Annotated in this window: 20 protein-coding genes; 11 read left to right on the top strand and 9 right to left on the bottom strand. The window is 55.0% G+C overall.

Features of this window, described 5'->3' with window-relative positions; translation table 11 throughout:
* Window positions 1–52 precede the first annotated feature (52 nt).
* Together apt and USH94_RS12620 are read right to left on the bottom strand one after the other, a co-directional pair.
* Complete coding sequence (gene apt, locus USH94_RS12625) at window positions 53–604, bottom strand: adenine phosphoribosyltransferase (RefSeq protein ID WP_000127359.1); 552 nt, start codon at window positions 602–604, stop codon at window positions 53–55.
* A 150-nt stretch (window positions 605–754) separates the two neighbouring features.
* Window positions 755–1,132 carry a DUF454 family protein gene (locus USH94_RS12620; protein ID WP_024906851.1) on the bottom strand — a complete coding sequence of 126 codons (378 nt, stop codon included), beginning with the start codon at window positions 1,130–1,132 and terminating at the stop codon, window positions 755–757.
* A gap of 50 nt (window positions 1,133–1,182) precedes the next feature.
* On the opposite strand from USH94_RS12620, the gene priC reads away from it, so the two are divergent.
* Together priC and rsmS are read left to right on the top strand one after the other, a co-directional pair.
* Window positions 1,183–1,710: a primosomal replication protein N'' gene (gene priC / locus USH94_RS12615; RefSeq protein WP_111963388.1), complete on the top strand. Its 528-nt coding sequence runs from the start codon at window positions 1,183–1,185 to the stop codon at window positions 1,708–1,710.
* A gap of 14 nt (window positions 1,711–1,724) precedes the next feature.
* Window positions 1,725–1,901, top strand: a complete 177-nt coding sequence (gene rsmS, locus USH94_RS12610; protein ID WP_111963389.1) for a pleiotropic regulatory protein RsmS — start codon at window positions 1,725–1,727, stop codon at window positions 1,899–1,901.
* Window position 1,902: 1 nt separating this feature from the next.
* On the opposite strand, the gene mscK is transcribed toward rsmS, so the two are convergent.
* Complete coding sequence (mscK, locus tag USH94_RS12605) at window positions 1,903–5,250, bottom strand: mechanosensitive channel MscK (RefSeq protein ID WP_111963390.1); 3,348 nt, start codon at window positions 5,248–5,250, stop codon at window positions 1,903–1,905.
* Between the two features lie 113 nt (window positions 5,251–5,363).
* Complete coding sequence (gene acrR / locus USH94_RS12600) at window positions 5,364–6,017, bottom strand: multidrug efflux transporter transcriptional repressor AcrR (protein ID WP_111963391.1); 654 nt, start codon at window positions 6,015–6,017, stop codon at window positions 5,364–5,366.
* A 140-nt stretch (window positions 6,018–6,157) separates the two neighbouring features.
* Between acrR and acrA the strand changes: the two genes are divergently transcribed.
* The 6 genes from acrA (at window position 6,158) to USH94_RS12570 (ending at window position 12,992) form a co-directional block, all read left to right on the top strand.
* Window positions 6,158–7,351 carry a multidrug efflux RND transporter periplasmic adaptor subunit AcrA gene (acrA, locus tag USH94_RS12595; protein WP_023310601.1) on the top strand — a complete coding sequence of 398 codons (1,194 nt, stop codon included), beginning with the start codon at window positions 6,158–6,160 and terminating at the stop codon, window positions 7,349–7,351.
* Between the two features lie 22 nt (window positions 7,352–7,373).
* Window positions 7,374–10,520: a multidrug efflux RND transporter permease subunit AcrB gene (gene acrB, locus USH94_RS12590; RefSeq protein WP_029741964.1), complete on the top strand. Its 3,147-nt coding sequence runs from the start codon at window positions 7,374–7,376 to the stop codon at window positions 10,518–10,520.
* A 510-nt stretch (window positions 10,521–11,030) separates the two neighbouring features.
* Window positions 11,031–11,405 (top strand): Hha toxicity modulator TomB, encoded by a 375-nt coding sequence (gene tomB / locus USH94_RS12585; RefSeq protein WP_008499288.1) that lies wholly within the window; start codon window positions 11,031–11,033, stop codon window positions 11,403–11,405.
* A 27-nt stretch (window positions 11,406–11,432) separates the two neighbouring features.
* Window positions 11,433–11,651 (top strand): HHA domain-containing protein, encoded by a 219-nt coding sequence (locus USH94_RS12580; RefSeq protein WP_008499287.1) that lies wholly within the window; start codon window positions 11,433–11,435, stop codon window positions 11,649–11,651.
* 204 nt (window positions 11,652–11,855) lie between these two features.
* Window positions 11,856–12,407 (top strand): maltose O-acetyltransferase, encoded by a 552-nt coding sequence (gene maa, locus USH94_RS12575; RefSeq protein WP_111963392.1) that lies wholly within the window; start codon window positions 11,856–11,858, stop codon window positions 12,405–12,407.
* A 117-nt stretch (window positions 12,408–12,524) separates the two neighbouring features.
* Window positions 12,525–12,992: a YlaC family protein gene (locus tag USH94_RS12570; protein ID WP_111963393.1), complete on the top strand. Its 468-nt coding sequence runs from the start codon at window positions 12,525–12,527 to the stop codon at window positions 12,990–12,992.
* On the opposite strand, the gene USH94_RS12565 is transcribed toward USH94_RS12570, so the two are convergent.
* Window positions 12,964–14,424 (bottom strand): PLP-dependent aminotransferase family protein, encoded by a 1,461-nt coding sequence (locus USH94_RS12565; protein WP_111963394.1) that lies wholly within the window; start codon window positions 14,422–14,424, stop codon window positions 12,964–12,966. The two genes, USH94_RS12570 and USH94_RS12565, sit on opposite strands and share 29 nt — an antisense overlap.
* Before the next feature lie 101 nt (window positions 14,425–14,525).
* On the opposite strand from USH94_RS12565, the gene USH94_RS12560 reads away from it, so the two are divergent.
* Window positions 14,526–15,236, top strand: coding sequence for a GNAT family N-acetyltransferase (locus USH94_RS12560; RefSeq protein ID WP_111963395.1), 711 nt, complete (start codon window positions 14,526–14,528; stop codon window positions 15,234–15,236).
* Here the strand turns inward: USH94_RS12560 and ykgO are convergent.
* The gene (ykgO, locus tag USH94_RS12555) at window positions 15,233–15,373 is read right to left on the bottom strand and encodes a type B 50S ribosomal protein L36 (protein ID WP_111963396.1); all 141 of its coding nucleotides are present in this window, start codon (window positions 15,371–15,373) and stop codon (window positions 15,233–15,235) included. The genes USH94_RS12560 and ykgO overlap by 4 nt on opposite strands.
* Before the next feature lie 2 nt (window positions 15,374–15,375).
* The gene (locus USH94_RS12550; protein WP_010428154.1) at window positions 15,376–15,636 is read right to left on the bottom strand and encodes a type B 50S ribosomal protein L31; all 261 of its coding nucleotides are present in this window, start codon (window positions 15,634–15,636) and stop codon (window positions 15,376–15,378) included.
* A gap of 220 nt (window positions 15,637–15,856) precedes the next feature.
* Here USH94_RS12550 and USH94_RS12545 point away from each other — a divergent pair, with 220 nt between their 5' ends.
* Entirely contained in the window at window positions 15,857–17,422 is a 1,566-nt protein-coding gene (locus USH94_RS12545) for an EAL domain-containing protein (RefSeq protein ID WP_111963397.1), read from the top strand.
* Here USH94_RS12545 and USH94_RS12540 read toward each other — a convergent pair.
* Window positions 17,415–17,687, bottom strand: coding sequence for a metal-sensing transcriptional repressor (locus USH94_RS12540; RefSeq protein ID WP_111963398.1), 273 nt, complete (start codon window positions 17,685–17,687; stop codon window positions 17,415–17,417). The two genes, USH94_RS12545 and USH94_RS12540, sit on opposite strands and share 8 nt — an antisense overlap.
* 134 nt (window positions 17,688–17,821) lie before the next feature.
* On the opposite strand from USH94_RS12540, the gene USH94_RS12535 reads away from it, so the two are divergent.
* Window positions 17,822–18,673 carry a nickel/cobalt efflux protein RcnA gene (locus USH94_RS12535; RefSeq protein WP_111963399.1) on the top strand — a complete coding sequence of 284 codons (852 nt, stop codon included), beginning with the start codon at window positions 17,822–17,824 and terminating at the stop codon, window positions 18,671–18,673.
* A gap of 39 nt (window positions 18,674–18,712) precedes the next feature.
* Here the strand turns inward: USH94_RS12535 and USH94_RS12530 are convergent, their stop codons facing one another.
* On the bottom strand, window positions 18,713–21,802 hold the full coding sequence (locus USH94_RS12530) for a beta-galactosidase (RefSeq protein WP_111963400.1): 3,090 nt from the start codon (window positions 21,800–21,802) through the stop codon (window positions 18,713–18,715).
* Between the last annotated feature and the right edge of the window lie 43 nt (window positions 21,803–21,845).

The following is a 21,845-nucleotide window of genomic DNA, read 5'->3' as shown; positions in this document are numbered from 1 at the left end:
AGGGGAATGCTATCACAACCTCACCCATTGAGCGAGGTTGTGAAAACCGGGATTAGTGACCCGGGAAAGGCACCAGGCTATAGCTGGTAATACCCTGTTTTTCCAGGCGCTGTTCACCGCCGAGATCGAACAGGTTGATGATGAAGGCCGCGTCGGTCACTTCCCCACCCAGACGGCGGATCAGCTTCACGGTCGCTTCAATGGTGCCGCCGGTCGCCAGCAGATCGTCAACCACCAGCACTTTGTCGCCAGGCTTGATCGCGTCAACGTGGATCTCAAGCTGATCGGTGCCGTACTCCAGTTCGTAACTTTCTGCGATGGTTTCACGCGGCAGTTTGCGCGGCTTACGCACCGGCACAAAACCCACGCCCATTGCCAGCGCAACCGGTGCGCCAAACAGGAAGCCACGGGCTTCGGTACCTACTACTTTGGTGATCCCGGCGTTTTTATAACGCTCGACCAGCAGTTCAATGCTGAGCGCGTACGCTTTCGGGTCTTCCAGCAAGCTGGTGACATCACGGAAAAGAATGCCAGGCTTTGGATAGTCCTGGATGCTTTTGATGCTGTTTTTCAGATATTCAAGCTGCTGTGCAGTTGCGGTCATCGGTTTTGCCTAAATGAAACAGTGTTACTCACAGCGCGCAACGAGTCGGCCAAGGCAACAATTGTTTAACCTTTGACCAGGCGCACCTGTGCTCGAAAACGGTCGAATTTACTGGCTGCGCGTGATAATTGCAACAGCCATGATGAGGCTTCAGTGCTTTTGTTGCTTTTCATCAACCACGGGGATCCGCCACATAAAGAAAAGCAGGCAGGTCAGGATCGCCAGCAGCAGAATACGTACCCACATCATTTTCACGAGCCATAATGAAATAGCGAAGGTGATGAGAATCACTGCGATCGCGCGCGGCTTCGCGCCGGGCGGCATGGCCCGGTGTTTTTGCCAGTGCCGCAGATAGCCGCCAAACCATGAGCGGTATAGCAGCCAGTGGTGAAAACGCGGCGACGAGCGGGCGAAGCACCAGGCCGCCAGCAGGATAAATGGCGTGGTCGGCAGCAAGGGTAAAAACACCCCCAGCGTGCCAAGCACTACCGCAAGCCAGCCAATGATGATTAAAATAGTACGCTTCATAATGCGAATCGTTATCAAACTGAACGGCTACTTTACCACTGGAGAGCGCCTTGAAAACAGCACTGCTTCTTGAGAGGCTGCAAAATCAGCTGATTGCTCTGCGGGAGCAGGCCACGCCGCTAATGGGGCACGCCACGCTGAAGCCGCGCTTTGACCGGCAGCTTTTTCGTACCCGCAGCACCGTCATTCAGGATTACCTTGCTGAAGCGCAGACGAACCTCGACGAGCTTCGCCATGCGGTTGAGAGTGAACAGCAGGAGCAGGTGGCGTGGCTTGCAGAGCATCTCACTGAGCAGATCACCGCCCTGCATCGCGAGATTACCGCCTGGCCGCTGCGCGCTTGGGACAGCGCCTCGCCGGGACTCGGTAAATGGCAGCGCAAGCGGCTGGAGAACCAGGAGTTTGAGCGCCGGCTGTTTGAGATGAAGCGCGAACGCGAAGTGCGTCTGAACCACAGCGAAACGCTGGAAGAGCAGCAGCTATTGATGCGCGAGATTAGCGCGCTGGAAGGACGTATAGTCCGCTGCCGTCAGGCGCTGGATGAGATTGAGCATGTCATCGAACGTTTGACCCGTTAACAGGAGCCACACCCATGTCACTGGAAAATGCACCCGATGAGGTCAAGCTGGCCGTCGATTTGATTATGCTGCTGGAGAATCATGAGATCCCCGCCGGGACGGTGCTTAAGGCACTGGAGATTGTACGGCGGGATTTTGAGGGGAAACTTCCCCCTCACCCTAACCCTCTCCCAGGGGGAGAGGGAAAATAGATTAAGCCGGAGTCGGGTCGTCGCCCTTAATGTCGCGCTTCACTTCCGTATGCTCATCACCTTTCTCGTTACGCAGGTGAACCTCAAGCTGGTTGAAGGCGATATTAATATCGTTTTCACGGCACAGTCGATCGATAGAGCGGTTAAGCTCATCCACCGTGTAGCTGCGGTCGCGCAGCTCACGCACGTATAAACGCAGCTCGTGATCCAGCGTACTCGGCCCAAAGGTGGTAAAGAACACCGCCGGAGCCGGATCGTGCATCACTTTCGGATGCTCAGACGCCGCCTTCAGCAACACCTCTTTCACCTTATCCAGATCCGATCCATAGGCTACGCCCAGGCGGATCACCACGCGCGTTACCGTATCCGAAAGCGACCAGTTGATCAGACGCTCTGTCACGAACGCTTTGTTCGGGATGATCACCTCTTTACGATCGAAGTCGGTAATGGTGGTAGCGCGGATACGGATCTTGCTGACAGTTCCCGAGAACGTGCCGATAGTGACGGTATCGCCGATACGTACCGGACGTTCGAACAGGATGATCAGGCCGGACACGAAGTTACCGAAGATCTCCTGCAGGCCAAAACCAAGACCGACCGAGAGGGCCGCCGCCAGCCACTGCAGTTTATCCCACGAGACGCCAAGCGAGCCAAAGACCGTCATCGCCCCAACAATAATGATCACGTAGTTGAGGATCGTGGTAATGGCGTAGGACGCCCCCTGGCGGAGATTCAGACGTGACAGGAGCAGCACTTCAAGCAGGCCTGGCAGGTTGCGGATCAGCGCCCAGGCTACAACCGACGACACCAGTGCAAACAGCAGGCTACCCATGGTCACGCTTTTCATGACCGCAGCGCCCGCTTCGGTACCGTTGTATTGCCAGAGCGTAATACTATCGAGATAGGCGAAAACGGTAATAAGATCGGACCAGATAGCCCAGAACATCACCGCAAACAGGGCGATCATCACCAGCATGGTAATGCGCAGCGTCTGCTGGTTAACCTGCTCCAGCGCGATGGTCGGCTCTTCCTGCGGCTCAGCGCCTTCGGCCCCCTCTTTCACCTGATGCTGACGACGCGCGATGGCGCGGCGATAGGCAATGCGGCGGGCCGCCACGCTCAGGCCGCGCAGCACGGTCTGATAAAGCAGGTTCCAGACGATCACCAGATAGACCGTTTCAATCCAGCGCCCGGACAGGCGCAGCGTGGTATAGAAGTAACCCGTTGCCGTCAACACCATCAGCGCCAGCGGAATGATCGCCAGCACCGTCACGGTGACCAGGCGAATATTGTGGGACTCTTTATCACGCCAGCTGTCACGGCACATCGGCCACATCAGGATCGCAATCAGCAGCAGGTTCAGCAGGATCACCAGCTGGCCCAGCACATCATCCATCAGATGCAGCGGGGAAAGTTCAGAGACAACCGACCAGAAGTGCAGCGGCAGAAGCGCGAGGCTGATGCGCACAATCTGCCGACGCCAGTGGCTGGTCAGCTGCGCAGGCATGTTGAAATGACGCACCGCCACGCCGTCTTTTTCCAGCACCTTCCAGCACACGCCAAACACCAGCCAGAACAGCGCCAGTTTTTTACTGAACGCCCACAGCAGGTCGCTGACGTTGAGCTGCATGGTGAGCAGAATCAGCCCCACGGCCAGAATAATCAGGCACACCGGCAGGGCGCGGATGAGATCGATCAGAATCGCTTTTGGCGTATGGAGCTGGCTATCGTTGCGCAGCTGCCCTACTTCGGAGGCCAGCTTCGCCTGGTATTTTTTCAGCCAGCCCAGACGCCAGCGGATCAGGCCGGCAATCAGCAGCAGCGGTAAACCGGCCAGGAAAGCAATCATTACCGCAGGCCAGGCTTTCTCCCAGTTTACGGTGATCTTCATGCTCTTGATCTGCGTTTTCAGCGTCTCAGGGAAGGATTTGACCCAGTCCCAGTCCATCGGCTTGTTGCTGTTCACCCAGAAAATCTGCTGGGTCAGGATTTCCTGCAGACTTTTCGAGACGCTCACCAGCTGCTGCTGGTTGATCTGCAGGTTTATGGCCATCATCAGCTGGTTGCCCAGCTGCTTGTTGAGCTGGTCCAGCAGTTCGCGACGCATATCCACAACCTGGAGCAGCGCATCGTGCACTTCCGGGTTAACGTCGCTTGAATGCCCCTCTTCAATTTTGGCGACAAAAGTATCGCTCTGGAAAAGGGCATCGCGCTGCTGGTTGACGTCAAACTGTTCCAGACGTAAATCCGCGATGCGGTTGGTCATGTCCTCCAGCTCGTCGGCGGACGGGAGCGTCTGCTGCTGCTGGTAGAGAATACGCGACAGCAGGAGGCTGCCCTTCAGAACAGCAATCTGCTCTTTGATGTTGCGTTCAGCCTGCAGGGCGCGATCCAGCCAGTTCTTCACTTTGATATTTTGCTGAACCAGCGAGTTGCCGTTTTCCGTCGCCAGTATCAGGCGCTGGCTAAGCTGGTGGTTGGCCTCGAGCTCCTGTTTCACCAGCGGATTCGCCTGAATGCGGGCGGTTTCGTCAGGCGATACGGCTTCCTGAGCGGTTTTTTCCGTTAGCGTCAGGCGCTTGCTGTTAACCGCTTCCTGCAGCAGCTGAAGCTGGTGTTCCAGGCGATTAATATTCGCGGTGACGTAATCACGCTGTTTCTGAAGCGTGTCCTGCAGCACCGTATTCCCTTCAAGGCTTTTACGCTGCTGTTCGATTTGCGCATTGAGCAAGGTCTGCTGAACCAGCAGCAGGGTTTGCTGCGTCGGGCGCAGCGTGCCTTCGCCGACCGTCGTGCCGTTCAGACGGTTGCGGATCTGCTGCAGCTGCTGAGACGCGGCGTACATCGCGTTTTGCACGCGCTCGGGCTGGGTCTGCAGAGAGACAAGCTGGCTATTATACGTTGCGAGATCCGACTGTGCGGTTTGCAGGTCGTCGAGCAGTTGAGCCACGCGGGACTCGAGCTGACGTAAGGAGAGCGTCGAGAGCGTCTTGCGCGTCTCGTCGTCGTTATCCACATCGCTGAGGGCATTCAGCGCTTCGGTGGCCTTACGCATGTTTTCAGGTGCCTGCGCCACCTTCTGGCGAAGCTGGACGGTTTCTGCTTTTACGCGTTCAATTTTATCCAGCGTTTCCAGCGTTTCTGTCAGATCCTGCTGGATGAGTTTCTCCTGAGGGGAGAGATCTTTTTGTTTGTTCAGCGTGTCGAGCTGCGACTGAACATCGCCGCGCGAGGGAATATCGTTGCTGTTATCGGCGCGGGCCCAGGTCAGCGGCGCCGTGGCGAAGAAAAATAGCATCGCAAAGAGCAATGCAAAAACAGGATGTTGCGAGCGATTGATGGGCAGCATAGTTGTGAATGATGTCAGAAGATGACCGAAAATAGTCCGGCGTGAAGAATATCACGCTCGCCGAAAGCAGAATAGCGCGAACGTTATCCTCTGAGATAAATCCTGGAAAGGGATCAGGGCGTTAGCGAAGGCGCGTCGCTGCGCAGCGTGGGGCAGAGCTGCAGCATTTCCAGTAAAATCGCCACGTAGCTGCGGGCTTCCTCTTTAAGGTCAAAGGATTGCGGCGCGAAAAGCCAGTTCTCCATCAGACCTGAAATGTAGCTGCGCATCAGGATTGCCGCTCGTCGGGTCAAGAGATTGGCCGGTAATAGTTTTGCCTGCATACACAGGTTCAGGTTCTGTTCAATACGGTCATAGCTCTCCAGGCTTAGGCTGCGCTGTGCCTGCTGCACAACCGCCATCTCGCCCACGAACTCGCATTTATGAAAAATAATCTCCATCATTAATCTGCGACGTTCTTCAACTACCGTTGCTTCAAGGATATATACTAATATTTCTCTCAATACTGAGAGTGGATCGTCAGGGAATTTTGCCCGATACTCACTCTCGAGATCGCTAATGCTGGACTCTGAAAGCTCCCAGATTTCACTGAACAGATCTGACTTATCTTTAAAATGCCAGTAAATCGCTCCTCGCGTCACACCGGCAGCCTGAGCAATCTGCGCCAGCGAGGTGGATGAAACACCCTGCTGCGAGAACAAACGTATTGCCACATCCAGAATGTGTTGTCGGGTTTCCAGCGCTTGTTGTTTAGTTTTTCGTGCCATAGGTGGGTGAATTTACAGGAGTCAGATTTACATACATTTGTGAATGTATGTACCATAGCATGACGATAATATAAACGCAGCAATGGGTTTTAGACTCAGGACCCTTGATCAATTTGAAATCGGACACTCGAGGTTTACATATGAACAAAAACAGAGGGTTAACGCCTCTGGCGGTCGTTCTGATGCTCTCAGGCAGCTTAGCGCTAACAGGATGTGACGACAAACCAGCTCAACAAGGAGCTCAGCAGGCGCCAGAAGTAGGCGTCGTGACGCTCAAATCTGAACCTCTACAAATCACCACCGAATTACCAGGCCGTACAAATGCTTACCGCATTGCGGAAGTGCGTCCTCAGGTTAGCGGCATTATCCTGAAGCGTAACTTCACCGAAGGCGGTGATGTGAAGGCCGGTGAGTCTCTGTATCAGATTGATCCCGCAACCTATCAGGCGTCTTATGAAAGCGCGAAAGGCGATCTGGCTAAAGCACAGGCCGCGGCTAAAATTGCTCAGCTGACGTTGAACCGCTACCAAAAACTGCTCGGCACTAAGTACATCAGCCAACAGGATTACGATACCGCCCTGGCAGATGCACAGCAGGCTAACGCAGCCGTGGTGGCAGCCAAAGCGGCCGTCGAAACCGCGCGCATTAATCTGGCCTATACCAAAGTGACCTCCCCTATCAGCGGACGTATTGGTAAGTCTTCCGTCACGGAAGGGGCTCTGGTGCAGAACGGTCAGACCACTGCGCTGGCGACCGTGCAGCAGCTCGATCCGATCTACGTTGACGTGACGCAGTCCAGCAACGATTTCCTGCGCCTGAAACAGGAGCTGGCTAACGGCACCCTGAAACAGGAAAACGGCAAAGCCAAAGTGGAGCTGATTACCAACGACGGTATCAAGTTCCCGCAGGAAGGTACCCTGGAATTCTCTGATGTGACGGTCGACCAGACCACTGGTTCCATCACCTTACGTGCGATTTTCCCGAACCCTGACAAAAATCTGCTGCCAGGTATGTTCGTTCGCGCACGTCTGGAGGAAGGAACAAATCCAACCGCACTTCTGGTTCCACAGCAGGGTGTGACCCGTACGCCACGCGGCGATGCGAGCGCGCTGGTTGTTGGGGCTGATGACAAAGTCGAAACGCGCAATATCACCGCCACTCAGGCGATTGGCGATAAATGGCTGGTGACGGAAGGTCTGAAAGATGGCGATCGCGTGATTGTTACTGGTTTGCAAAAAGTTCGTCCTGGCGCGCAGGTTAAAGCACAGGAAGTGAAATCTGACGATAAACAACAAGCTTCGGCCGCTGGCCAGTCAGAACAAACCAAGTCTTAACTTAAACAGGAGCCGTTAAGACATGCCTAATTTCTTTATCGATCGCCCCATATTTGCATGGGTGATCGCCATTATCATCATGCTGGCCGGGGGACTTGCGATCCTGAAGCTGCCTGTCGCGCAATATCCAACGATTGCGCCACCGGCGGTGACAATTTCCGCAACCTACCCGGGGGCTGATGCGAAAACGGTGCAGGACACCGTCACCCAGGTTATCGAACAGAACATGAACGGTATCGATAACCTGATGTACATGTCCTCAAACAGTGACTCTACCGGTACGGTGCAGATCACCCTGACCTTCCAGTCAGGTACGGATGCTGACATTGCGCAGGTTCAGGTGCAGAACAAACTGCAGCTGGCGATGCCTTTGCTGCCGCAGGAAGTACAACAGCAGGGCGTGAGCGTCGAGAAATCGTCCAGCAGCTTCCTGATGGTTGTCGGGGTTATCAACACCAACGGCACCATGACGCAGGAGGATATTTCCGACTACGTGGGCGCCAACATGAAGGACGCCATCAGCCGTACTTCCGGTGTGGGTGACGTGCAGCTGTTCGGTTCCCAGTACGCGATGCGTATCTGGATGGATCCGAACAAGCTGAACAACTTCCAGCTGACCCCGGTTGACGTGATCAGCGCGATTAAAGCGCAGAACGCCCAGGTAGCGGCCGGTCAGTTAGGCGGTACGCCGCCGGTGAAGGGCCAGCAGCTTAACGCCTCGATCATCGCGCAGACCCGTCTGACCTCTGCCGATGAATTCAGCAAAATTCTGCTGAAGGTGAATCAGGACGGTTCGCAGGTTCGCCTGCGCGACGTGGCGAAAGTTGAGCTGGGCGGTGAGAACTACGACATCATCGCGAAGTTTAACGGTAAACCGGCTTCCGGTCTGGGTATCAAACTGGCGACAGGCGCTAACGCCCTGGACACCGCCACGGCGATCCGCGCAGAGCTGAAGAAGATGGAGCCGTTCTTCCCGTCAGGTCTGAAAATCGTTTACCCGTACGACACCACGCCGTTCGTCAAAATTTCGATTCACGAAGTGGTTAAAACGCTGGTAGAAGCCATCATCCTGGTGTTCCTGGTGATGTACCTGTTCCTGCAAAACTTCCGCGCGACGCTTATCCCAACGATTGCCGTGCCGGTTGTTCTGCTCGGGACCTTTGCGATCCTGTCGATATTTGGCTACTCGATAAACACCCTGACGATGTTCGGGATGGTGCTCGCCATCGGCCTGCTGGTGGATGACGCCATCGTGGTGGTCGAGAACGTCGAGCGCGTGATGGCGGAAGAAGGTCTGCCGCCGAAGGAAGCCACCCGTAAATCGATGGGTCAGATCCAGGGCGCGCTGGTCGGTATCGCGATGGTGCTGTCTGCGGTATTTATCCCAATGGCCTTCTTCGGGGGCTCTACCGGTGCGATTTACCGTCAGTTCTCCATTACCATCGTTTCCGCGATGGCGCTGTCGGTGCTGGTGGCGTTGATCCTGACCCCTGCCCTGTGTGCCACCATGCTGAAGCCGATTCAGAAAGGCGGTCACGGCGAGCACAAAGGGTTCTTCGGCTGGTTTAACCGCATGTTCGATAAAAGCACGCACCACTACACCGACAGCGTGGGTAACATCCTGCGCAGCACCGGTCGTTACCTGCTGCTCTATATCATCATCGTGGTGGGCATGGCTTTCCTGTTCGTTCGTCTGCCAAGCTCGTTCCTGCCGGATGAAGACCAGGGCGTGTTCCTGACGATGGCGCAGCTTCCGGCAGGTGCCTCGCAAGAGCGTACCCAGAAAGTGCTGGATGAAGTGACGGACTACTATCTCACCAAAGAGAAAGACAACGTTGAATCCGTGTTTGCGGTTAACGGCTTTGGCTTTGCGGGTCGTGGTCAGAACACCGGTATTGCCTTCGTTTCTCTGAAAGACTGGTCTGAACGTCCGGGCGAAAAGAACAAGGTTGAAGCCATCACCGGCCGTGCAATGGGCACCTTCTCGCAGATTAAAGATGCGATGGTCTTCGCCTTTAACCTGCCAGCGATTGTTGAACTGGGTACCGCGACCGGCTTCGACTTCCAGCTGATTGACCAGGGTGGCCTCGGTCACGAGAAACTGACGCAGGCGCGTAACCAGCTGTTTGGTGAAGTCGCTAAACACCCTGACCTGCTGGTCGGCGTACGTCCAAACGGCCTGGAAGATACGCCGCAGTACAAAATCGACATCGATCAGGAAAAAGCCCAGGCGCTTGGCGTATCCATCAGTGACATCAACACCACGCTGGGCGCAGCCTGGGGCGGTAGCTACGTTAACGACTTCATCGACCGCGGTCGTGTGAAGAAAGTGTACGTGATGTCAGAGGCGCAGTACCGTATGTTGCCGAACGATATCAACAGCTGGTTCGTGCGCGGCAGCAATGGTCAGATGGTTCCGTTCTCGGCGTTCTCAACGTCACGCTGGGAATACGGTTCACCGCGTCTGGAACGCTATAACGGTCTGCCATCGATGGAGATCCTGGGTCAGGCTGCACCGGGCCGAAGCACCGGTGAAGCCATGAACCTGATGGAAGAGCTGGCGAGCAAACTGCCTGCGGGTATCGGCTATGACTGGACCGGTATGTCCTATCAGGAACGTCTGTCCGGTAACCAGGCCCCTGCTCTGTACGCCATTTCACTGATTGTGGTCTTCCTGTGTCTGGCGGCACTGTACGAGAGCTGGTCGATTCCGTTCTCCGTTATGCTGGTGGTTCCACTCGGGGTTATCGGTGCGCTGCTTGCGGCGACGTTCCGTGGGTTGACTAACGACGTTTACTTCCAGGTAGGCCTGCTGACAACCATTGGCTTGTCGGCGAAGAACGCGATACTTATCGTTGAATTCGCCAAAGATCTGATGGAGAAAGAAGGCAAAGGTCTTATTGAGGCGACGCTTGAGGCGGTTCGTATGCGTCTGCGCCCGATCCTGATGACGTCACTGGCGTTTATCCTCGGCGTACTGCCGCTGGTTATCAGTTCCGGAGCGGGCTCCGGCGCGCAGAACGCAGTAGGTACTGGTGTGATGGGCGGTATGGTTACCGCGACCGTATTGGCTATCTTCTTCGTACCGGTGTTCTTCGTGGTGGTTCGCCGCCGCTTTAGCCGAAAGAATGAAGATGTTGAACACAGTCATTCGGTAGAACCTCACTGATACCGGTTTCACATGATAAAAAGGCCGCATTAGCGGCCTTTTTCATTTTCAGAAAAAATCATAAATTACGCTTATTGTGATTCAATTTATTTTCTGCCATCTTAAATAGACATATCATAATTAACTGATAACTTAATCGGTGAAATCGGGATTTTTTTAATTTCATTTCCCCGCCTAAGGTATTAGGAATATTCCTAATAAGAAGTTCTTACAAAGATAAGTCTTAATCTGAACTTTTCTCAGCATTTTTGCTAAGCCAATGAAACGTAAGGAAGCGATAAAACACCGTCGTTAATTTGGATAAAAACGTTGAGTCCAGGGGGACCATTTGCGTTCAAGCTCCCAGCCTGCGGTTTTATTTGTAATTTTTCGTAATAGCGCGGTGAAATCCAGGAAGGAGTGGCTTATAGTTAGGTTATCAGGAACACAGCACTCATGTAGCTAAGTCAGTTGTATCCATCCCGACAATGATGTTCGGTGAGTAAGAAATCACTCAGAAGGGGATGCGCTATGGACGAGTACTCGCCAAAAAGGCATGATATCGCGCAGTTGAAATTTCTCTGCGAATCCTTGTACCATGACTGCCTTGCCAATCTTGATGAAAGTAACCATGGCTGGGTAAACGATCCAACGTCTGCCATCAATTTACAGTTGAATGAGCTGATAGAGCATATCGCAACCTTCGCACTTAATTATAAAATTAAGTACAATGAAGATAATAAGCTCATCGAGCAAATTGATGAATACCTGGACGACACCTTTATGTTGTTCAGTAGTTACGGCATTAACGCTCAGGATTTGCAAAAATGGCGTAAATCGGGAAATCGACTATTCCGCTGTTTCGTCAACGTGAGCAGAGCTAACCCGGTGAGTCTTTCCTGTTAAAATTATTACAATTACTAAGGTGAATTTATGTCTGATAAACCACTCACAAAGATCGATTATTTGATGCGCTTACGACGTTGTCAGTCAATTGACACGCTTGAACGCGTCATTGAAAAGAATAAATACGAGCTTTCTGATAATGAACTGGCGGTATTTTATTCAGCCGCTGACCATCGTCTTGCTGAACTAACAATGAATAAGCTGTATGACAAAATCCCTACTTCTGTGTGGAAATTTGTCCGTTAATCTTTGAAGGGTGTCTGTAGAGTTCTACGCCTCGTTCTGAGTTTTACCTATCCCGTTATGCCCCCTGTGCGTAAGCCAGGTCTCCGTGTAAAACGCGTTCAACAACAGCAATGTTGTGACGATGGTCACATCGGCTTTCCGGGAACGTTCCCCTCCTGGCCAGTTCCGATTAATCTGCGGTAATAACATCCAGAGAGGTTTCCAGTGAGCTTAGAAAAACAGAAAATGATTGCCGGTGAACATTATCGCCCCGGCGATGAGACATTACGGGCTGACCGACTGCGGGCCCGCCATCTGGTTTACCGCTATAACCACACTGCGCCTGATGAAAAAACAGAACGCCAGAACATTCTGGCGGAACTTCTCGGACAAAGCGCAGGCGCTTATATAGAGCCGAGCTTCCGCTGCGACTACGGATATAACATTTATCTGGGCAAAAACTTTTACGCTAACTTCGACTGCGTGATGCTGGATGTCTGCCCTGTTCATATTGGCGATAACTGTATGCTCGCGCCGGGTGTTCATATTTATACGGCAACCCACCCGCTGGATGCGGAGGAACGAAACAGCGGCGTGGAGTTTGGAAAACCCGTCAATATTGGAAATAACGTCTGGATTGGTGGCCGGGCGGTCATTAACCCTGGCGTCACCATTGGTGATAATGTGGTGGTGGCCTCCGGCGCGGTCGTGACGAAAGACGTCCCGGCTAACGTCGTCGTTGGCGGCAACCCGGCAAAAATTATCAAAGCGCTGTGAAGTCGCGGGGAGTCAACTGTTATAGTCTTTTAGCGCCAGACTGTTACTTTTTTCAGCCTAATGGCTCCCCTAAAATTGGCAGACACCCTGTATTGTCAACTCTCATGAAGGCAAAAAATGACCGAGATACAGCGCCTGCTTACCGCCACCATCGACGATCTTAACCTCCGCGAAAAGCGCGATAATCGCCCGCGCTTTAGCATTAGCTTTATTCGCAAACATCCTGGCCTGTTTGTCGCCATGTATGCCGCCTGGCTGGCGACGCTTATTGTTATGATGAAGTCCGAAACGCTGGTGGACTCCGTCTGGCTGCTGGTTGTACTGTTTGTCGTCTTTAACGCCTTTTTCTTTTTCGACGTGAATCCGCGCTACCGTTACGAAGATATCGACGTGCTCGATTTTCGGGTCTGCTATAACGGCGAATGGTACAACACGCGTTACGTGCCAGAGGAGCTGATCGAAAACATCATGCACTCTCCGGCAGTTGAAGCCGGGCAAAAAGAGAAGCTGCAGAAAATGGTCTCCACCAAAGGACAGCTCTCTTTCTATGATGTCTTTACCCTTTCCCGCCCTGCTGCTGCGTAATTAACGCCTGCAGACGTCGGATCCCCGGCGCAAACTGAGAAGCAGAGGTATTACCGTAACCTAAAACCAGCCCGGTTTGCCCCTGCTTCGCCTCCAGGTAATACCCGCTCAGTGCAGCGGGTGCCAGCTGAAACGCTCTCGCCTTCGCCACCAGCTTCTGGTCGTCAATACCCTCTATCGCCAGCGTCAGATGCATCCCACCTTCGCCTGCCAGAATGCGGTGCGGAGAATGAAGCTCGGCGCCCAGCACCTCCCGCAGCTGGCGGTAGCGTTTACGGTACAGCCGACGCATGGCGGCAAGGTGGCGGGCGTAATGACCTTCTTCAATGAACAGCGCCAGGGTACGCTGTTCGGCACGATGCCCACCCCGCAACAGCGAGCCGATGGCCGGACGAACCGCCTTAGCCAGCGCTGGCGGTAACACCATGAACCCCATGCGAAGTGACGGAAACAGCGTTTTACTGAACGTCCCCAGATACACAACGGGCGCATTGTTGACCATTCCCAGCATCGCCGGTACGGGCTCACCGGCATAACGGAACTCGCTGTCGTAATCATCTTCAATGATCCACGCGTTGTGCTGCCGGGCCAGGTCAAGCAGCGCCAGCCGCCGCCGCGCGCTGAGCACGCTCCCGTAAGGGAACTGATGCGAAGGCGATGTAAAGATCATTGAGGGGGCAGGCGCATCCAGCCCTTCCCAGCACATTCCCTCGTCATCAACCGGTATCCCCGTCATCGCCAGGCCGGTTTTAACAAACGCACTCTTTGCCCCGCTGTAGCCAGGGTTTTCTACCCAGGCGACATCGCCAGGCTCGCTTAATAGCATCGTGCAGAGATTGACCCCCTCGAGCGCACCTTCGGTGAGCACAATCTGGCTGGCGTCGCAGTCGATACCGCGGGACAAGGCGAGATGCCGGGCAATCGCTGCCCGCAGAGACGGTTCACCGGCCGGGTCACCATAGCCTAACAGGGCACTTCCCTCCTCGCGCAGAACACGATCGTACAATCGCCGCCACAGCGGCAAGGGGAAATAGTTAATGGCAGGCGTTCCCGGCGTGAACGCCATCACAGGGGTATCGCGCTGCACAGGGGCGGGCAGCAGGGCGACACGTTTTGTCAGCCTGACGTCAGGATCCGGCAGCGTTCGGGCAATCGTACGATGAGCGAATTGCCCCACCCGTGTCCCCTGACGGTTACGCAGCAAATAACCTTCGAGCGTGAGCTGGTCCAGCGCCGCATTGACGGTGTTTCGGGAAACCGAGATCTGCTGCGCCAGCGTTCGCGAACCGGGCAGCTGGCTGCCGGACCGAAGCCTGCCGCACAGTATCGCCTCCCGCAAAGCATGATAGAGCGTGCGCTGGAGCGTCTCTTGCCCACGCTTTTTCAGCGCAGCATGGAGCAAAGTGTAAAGCTCATCACCCGGTATATTCATCTTTCCTCCATGTGGTACCAGAAAAACATAGCCTGGTGGTTCTTTTTAAGGAACCAGCAATTCACTAATCTGGAGTTCTTTTCAACGACTTGGAAATAAAAATGAATACATTCAATGAGTTTGGACAGCCTGTAGGTGAAGCCCTTAACGACTGGCAACCTCGTCAACACCCGTCCCGGGTGGTCCTTCAGGGTCACTATTGTCGGCTTGAGCCGCTGCGCGTGGAGCATGCCCACGCGTTGTTCTCCGCCTATTCCCTGGCCGAAGATACCCGCAGCTGGACGTGGCTACTGCGTGAACCCGATGCCACCGCAGAAGAGTTTGCCAAATGGGTGGCGAGCGTAAGTGAGTTATCCGATCCCATCCACTTTACCGTTATGGATAACCAGACCGAGTCTCCTGTCGGGACGCTGTCCCTGATGCGGATCGATCCTAAAAACGGGGTCGTGGAAGTGGGGCACGTTCACTTCTCTCCTCTGTTAAGCCGCACGCCAGGGTCGACAGAGGCGCAATATCTGCTGATGCGGTACGTGTTCGATACCCTGGGCTACCGACGTTATGAATGGAAGTGCAATAGCCTGAACGAGCCTTCCCGTAAAGCGGCGCTGCGTCTGGGCTTTCAGTTTGAGGGGCGCTTTCGCCAGGCGCTGGTCATAAAAGGCCGTAACCGGGATACCGACTGGTTTTCTATTCTCGACAAAGAGTGGCCGGCGCTGGCGAGCGCCTTTGAAAGCTGGCTTGCCACCGACAATTTTACTGCCGATGGCAAACAGAAAAGATCCCTGGAAAGCTGGCGAGAAACGCGCGTCTAGCGTCTTTTTTTACGTCCCTGAACCGCCTTATAGCGCGGATTAGATTTGCAAATCACGTATAAGCGTCCCTTGCGTTTGACTATCTGGCAATCCGGGTGACGCTGCTTTGCACTGCGTAATGAGTTAAGTACCTGCATGGTTAGCCCCGCTTCGCATTGAGAAAACCGCCAAAACGCTTGCGGAAGCGCGCGGCGCTACCGTCCGTGGAGAACGTTTTCTGCTTACCGGTATAAAACGGGTGCGATTTTGAAGAAACCTCAATGGTGATGTACGGATACGTTTCACCGTCGAGTTCAATTTCGCGGTCGGTCTTAATGGTTGAGCCAACCTTGAAGTATTCATTAGCACTGGTGTCGTGGAATACCACGGTGCGATAGGCTGGATGGATATCAGGCTTCATCGTAAATCCTTTGTGTTTTGTTATAACATAACAAAATAATATCCAGGCCAGTTCGAAAAAACAACCCCCTCTCGCCTGGCGATATTTTCTCGTTTGCCAGAGATAAAATGAAAACCTGGCTGCCCACGTGCTATAACTATATCATTTCGCGGTAAAATCTTTCTCTTCAGGCAAGGAACTCAATGCCCAGGAACGGGTATACGAGGAAGGACACGACAGCATGAAAACCCGACATCTGGTCAGTCTGGTGACTGGCATACTTATCTTTTCTGTGCTGGTTCCCATTTGCCTGAGCATCTGGCTGGCCCATCGCCAGGCGGAAGATAAGTTTGCCAATGCGCTGGATAACTATGCGTCACGCGTGTTGGTAAGAACCGACAGAGTTGTGGATCAGGCAAAAGAAGCGCTCGATCACCTGCAGGCCTTTGAAGGGGTGCCGTGTAGCCCGTTGCAGTTAAGAGAGATGCGCCGGGTCGCTTTTTCGTGGCGATATGTTCAGGAAGTGATTTATATCGATAACCTTCAGCCGCTCTGCTCCTCCCTCGAGCAAACCAGTCATGCCCCCCCTTTCCCTCCTCCGATGCGCATTACCGAAGATGGTTACAGCGCATGGCTGACCACGCAAAACGATCTTGGGTTTAACCGCTACATGGCAGTGCTGGGAAAAGGCCACTACCTTGTCATGGTCGATCCTGCCTCGCTGGTGGACGTTATCCCTTTCGGCGAGATAGCGATTGATGCCGCCCTGGTAGGCACTACAACACACCGCATATTCGCCAGCAGCAGTAAGCTCAATTCTCACATCCGCGACATGGTTCAGGAGCGGGATGTCAAAAGCGTGCAGTACAACGGTTCAATGTACGTCATGAAGTCTGTACCTGAGCTTGGATTTACCGTCGTCGCATGGGCAACGCTCAAACCGCTGGCTGAAACCTGGCACCGGCAGCTTCTTTTCTGGTTACCGTTCGGCATGTTAATAAGTCTGCTCGCCGCGCTGTTTGTCCTGCGGATCCTGCGTCGTATCCAGTCGCCTCGCAATCGCCTGCTTGACGCCATTAACAGCCGGGATTTTGTGGTTCACTATCAGCCCATCGTGGCGCTCTGTAGCGGAAAAATTGTGGGCGCAGAAGCGCTGACGCGCTGGCCGCAGCCAGACGGAAGCAGCCTCTCGCCGGATATTTTTGTCCCCCTTGCCGAGCAAACGGGGCTCATCTCGCAGCTGACGCAGTTAGTCATCGAAAAGGTGTTTGAAGATATGGGCCACTGGCTGCAACGCCATCCCGATCAGCATATCTCCATTAACCTCGCCCCTGCCGATTTAACCTCCGGCATCCTTCCACCTTTACTGAGTCAGCTACTGAATAAGTGGCAAATACATCCCCGACAAATCGCCCTTGAGCTCACCGAGCGCGGCTTTGCCGATCCCAAAATTAGCGCGCCGGCTATCGCAGCGTTTCGCCGTTCAGGCCACCCTGTCTATATTGATGATTTTGGCACGGGCTATTCCAGCCTGAGCTATCTGCAGGATCTGGACGTCGACACGCTAAAAATTGATAAATCGTTCGTCGATGCGCTGGAGTATAAAAACGTGACGCCGCACATCATTGAAATAGCAAAGTCGTTGAAGCTGGCGATGGTGGCGGAGGGCATCGAGACCGCAGGGCAGCTCGCCTGGCTACACCGTCACGGCGTGCAGTACGGGCAGGGGTGGTACTACAGCAAGGCACTGCCAAAAACGGAATTTATTCTTTGGGCAGAAAATAACCTCGGCACGCACGCTACTTGAGATAGGATTTGATCACCCGCAACACCACGCCAAGATCGGCTTCACGCTGCGCTTCTTCAGGCTCTTTCACCACGTGATCGGTTAAATGCCCTTCGATCACCTGCATCATCATGCCATTGACCGCCCCGCGGATCGCCGCCAGCTGCTGTAACACCTCGGCGCATTCGTGATCGCTGTTAAGCATTTTTTCCAGCGCGGTGCTTTGCCCCTGAATTTTCTTCAGGCGAGTCAGTAACATCTTCTGGTCTCTAACGGTATGTGACATCTCTGTATCCCTAATTTTTTGGCTTTTAAAGCATATCACGCTCTACTCCCCCTGAGTATTTTTCTACTGGGGGGTAGTATTAAGCTACTGGGGGGGAGTAGTATCTCCGCACGCTTTCCACTCCGGAATTTCCCATGACCGATTTTGCTTCACTTCTTCAGCAGGGCAATGCCTGGCTGTTTGTTCCCAGCGCTATCCTGCTCGGTGCGCTGCATGGCCTGGAACCGGGCCATTCAAAGACAATGATGGCAGCCTTTATTGTTGCCATCCGCGGCACGCTGAAACAGGCGGTACTGCTTGGCCTGGCGGCAACGCTCTCCCATACGGCGGTGGTCTGGCTCGTTGCGATGGCGGGATTATGGTTTGGTCGGGGCTGGGATGCGCATACGTCCGAACCCTGGTTCCAGCTGATCTCCGGGGTGCTGATCGTTGCGATCGCCTTGTGGATGGCGTGGCGAACCTGGAAAGAGAGCCAGCCGCACGATCATCATCACGACCATGATCGCCATCACCACCACGACCATGACCATGACCATGACCATGACCATGACCATGACCACCATCATGATCATTATCACCACGAACACACGCTGATTGAAGAAGAGTGGCAGGACGCCCACCAGCGCGCTCACGCGCAGGATATTAACCGCCGCTTCAGCGGTCAAAATGTCACCACCGGACAGATTATGATGTTTGGCCTGACCGGCGGACTTATCCCCTGCCCGGCGTCCATCACCGTGCTGCTGATCTGCCTGCAGCTTAAGCATTTCGCCCTCGGCGCGACGCTGGTGTTCAGCTTCAGTATTGGTCTGGCGTTAACGCTGGTCGCTTCCGGCGCGATTGCCGCCTTAAGCCTCAAGCACGCGACCAAACGCTGGCCCGGGTTTAGCGAATTCTCCCGTAAGGCACCGTGGATCTCCGCTGCGCTGATTACCGTGGTAGGAATTTACATGAGCCTGCATGGCCTGAGCGGCATTCTGGCGTAAGCCTGCGGCCACGCTCTGTGGCCGCATCTCCACGGTCAGTTAAGGGTTCTGCTGCCAGCTGAAGGTATAGCGCAGCTGACGTGTCTGCAGAATGAATTCCGGTGAAACGCTGGGGCTCCAGGAGTCGTCGCCGCCCACGCCCATATGGAACGCATCGAGGTTAAGCCAGCATCCCGGCTCTTCCCGCAGCAGATGATGATGGGTTGTCTCCCGCAGCTGCTGCTGGCTATAGCGGCTCACCGAGAAGTGGAACTGGCCATTTAGCTGATGCGTTCCCAGCGTCAGCTCCCGCGTATCACAGCGCAAACCATTTTCCGTCGGGAAGATATACGGCGTGTGCATCTCCGCCAGGGGTAATGTCCAGCGCCCCTGCTGTGCCGCCAGCTTTCTGTCCGGATAGTTTTCATGCGGCCCCAGTCCCAGCCAGGAGACGTTTTCCGGCGTTTCGGCGAGATGAACACTCAGGCCAACGCGCGCAGGCTCCGGGATATCAGATGCAATATCGACCTGAATATCGCCATGCAGAACGCCTCGCTCGTCCACCCTCCAGACTTTACGGCTCATGAACAGGGCTTTGCCGCGATACTCAAGGACGTGCTGTGTTGTGACCACTACTTCGTCTGCGTGCTGCTCTGCCTCACAGTGCAGAACGCGCGAGGTGAGATCGTACATGCCCGCCGCTTTCCAGCGTTCAACCCAGGCGTTTGGATCGATCTTCGTCGCTTCACTTACGCCAATGTCGTTGTCCAGCGGCGCGCGGCTGACGTTATCCGTCAGAGGTGAAAGCAGCGTTTCAACGCCATTTCGCCACCACTGGGTCAGATTTCCGGTTGCGCGATCGAATTGCCAGCGCTGTTGACGATGGGAGATCTCCTGGACGCGATCGTTTTGCGTCAAGACCGGCGGCTCGCCCACCGGAGCTGGCGGAGCAATAAAGAGTGGAGCCGGCAGCGGCCACTGCTCCCACGCGCAGCGATGGTCAGCCGGTGACCACGGCGTTGCCCGCGGCTGGCGAACTTCAACGTTCAGCCAGACCTCACCCGGCCCGGCTTTCAGCTCCGGCAGGTCGATCTCCAGACGCTGGATACCTTCAGGCGACATCGAGAGCGTCACCTCTCCCGCGGCCAGCACGTCCCCGTCCCGGGCAACCGTCCAGCTCAGCACTTCGTTATCGGTGTGGCGGAACAGGTAGCCGCTTTGCACCTCAATCACCAGCGGCGAGGTGCTGACCCGCGTAAAGGTAAAGAACTGCTGGGCGCGCTGCGCCTCGTACAGCGCCGGGTGCGGCGTGCGATCGGGGAATACCAGGCCATTGAGGCAGAACTGCCGATCGTTCGGCTTATCGCCAAAGTCTCCCCCGTAGGCCCAGAACGCGTTGCCAGCTTCGTCCTGTTTCGTCAGGGCCTGATCGACCCAGTCCCAGACAAATCCCCCCTGCAGGCGAGGGTGACTGCGAAACGCCTGCCAGTATTTCGCGAACCCGCCAAAGCTATTCCCCATCGCGTGAGCGTATTCACAGAGGATCAGCGGACGCGTTTCGTCCGGCATACCGATCCATTTTTTGATTGACCATTTAGGCACTGCCGGGAAGGGCTGATCCTGATCGACACGGGCATACATCGGACAAACAATATCGGTAGCCGTCGTGTTCGCGCCGCCGCCTTCATACTGCACCGGACGCGTCGGGTCCGTGGATTTCACCCAGCGATACAGTGCGTCGTGGTTTGCGCCGTGCCCGGACTCATTGCCCAGCGACCAAATGATAATTGAGGGATGATTACGATCGCGCTGCACCATTCGGGTCACGCGCTCGCTCATGGCGGGCAGCCAGCGCGGATCGTCTGCAAGGCGGCTCATCGGCACCATACCGTGGGTTTCGATGTTGGCTTCATCAACAACGTACAGCCCGTAGCGGTCGCAAAGCCGGTACCACAGCGGATGGTTCGGGTAGTGCGAGCAGCGCACGGCGTTGAAGTTGTGCTGCTTCATGATTTCGATATCGCGGCGCATGGTCGCTTCGTCCATCACCTGGCCGTTTTCCGGGTGATGCTCGTGCCGGTTAACCCCTCGGATCAGCAGCGGTTTACCGTTGAGCTTCAGCAGACCATTGCTGATATCAACGCGGCGGAAGCCCACGTCGCACGCCTCAATCTCAAGCACTTCACCCTGCGGGTTGATAAGCGCAATCGTCAGGCGATACAGTTCTGGCGTTTCAGCGCTCCAGAGCGCGGGCTGTTCAACGGGCATCGCCGCCGTTAAGCGCTCTGCCCAGCTGCCGCGCTCGTCGACGATGGCTGACCCTGGACGCCGGGAAACGCAGGCGCATTTTTCCTCCGCGCGCCACAGGGTAAAAACCACCTCGCAGTCTGCAAAGCCAGCGCCTGCCAGCGCGACATCAACCTTCAGCACCGCGCGGTCCAGCTCCTTATTCAGGTCCGTCACCACGTGATAATCGGCAATCCGGGTATCGGGTTTATGCAGCAAAGTCACATCGCGGAAAATGCCGCTCATGCGCCACATGTCCTGATCTTCAAGATAGCTGCCGTCGCACCAGCGCAATACCATGACCGCCAGGCGGTTCTGCCCGGGGCGTAATGCCGCCGAGAGGTCAAATTCGGCGGGCAGTCGACTGTCCTGGGAATAGCCTATCCACTTCCCGTTGCACCACAGATGGAACGCCGAGTTCACACCGTCAAAGATGATGCGGGTTTGCCCGCTCTGAAGCCAGGCGTCATTCATTTCAAATGTGAGCGAGTAACAACCTGTCGGGTTTTCCTGCAGCACAAAAGGTGGGTTAACGGGGATGGGATAGGTGACATTGGTGTAGATGGGCGTGTCGAACCCCTGCATCTGCCAGTTCGACGGTACGGGCATTACGACGGCATCCGCGCAATCCTCAATGGCCCATGCTTGAGGAACCTGCTCCGGCGCTGAAAAATAGCTAAACCGCCATAGCCCGTTGAGAGAGCGCCTGCTGGTAGATCCGGCGTCATCTCTGGCGGAAGATTCATTGCGCCAGCTGTGTAACGGCGCATGTGCGGGCAGACGGTTCCACTGTGTGACGCCGGGGTTTTCCCAGTCCCGACGGGCCAGAATGGCGCTGAGGGTCAGCGGTGAAGTGGTGGACATAGTAACCTCTTTGCGAAGCGCTCACAATTTTGGTTAACATGCC

The sequence above is a fragment of the Enterobacter sp. 148H3 genome (assembly GCF_034107425.1).
Taxonomy (GTDB): Bacteria; Pseudomonadota; Gammaproteobacteria; order Enterobacterales; family Enterobacteriaceae; genus Enterobacter; species Enterobacter vonholyi.
This window is presented reverse-complemented; position numbering and strand designations above follow the sequence as displayed.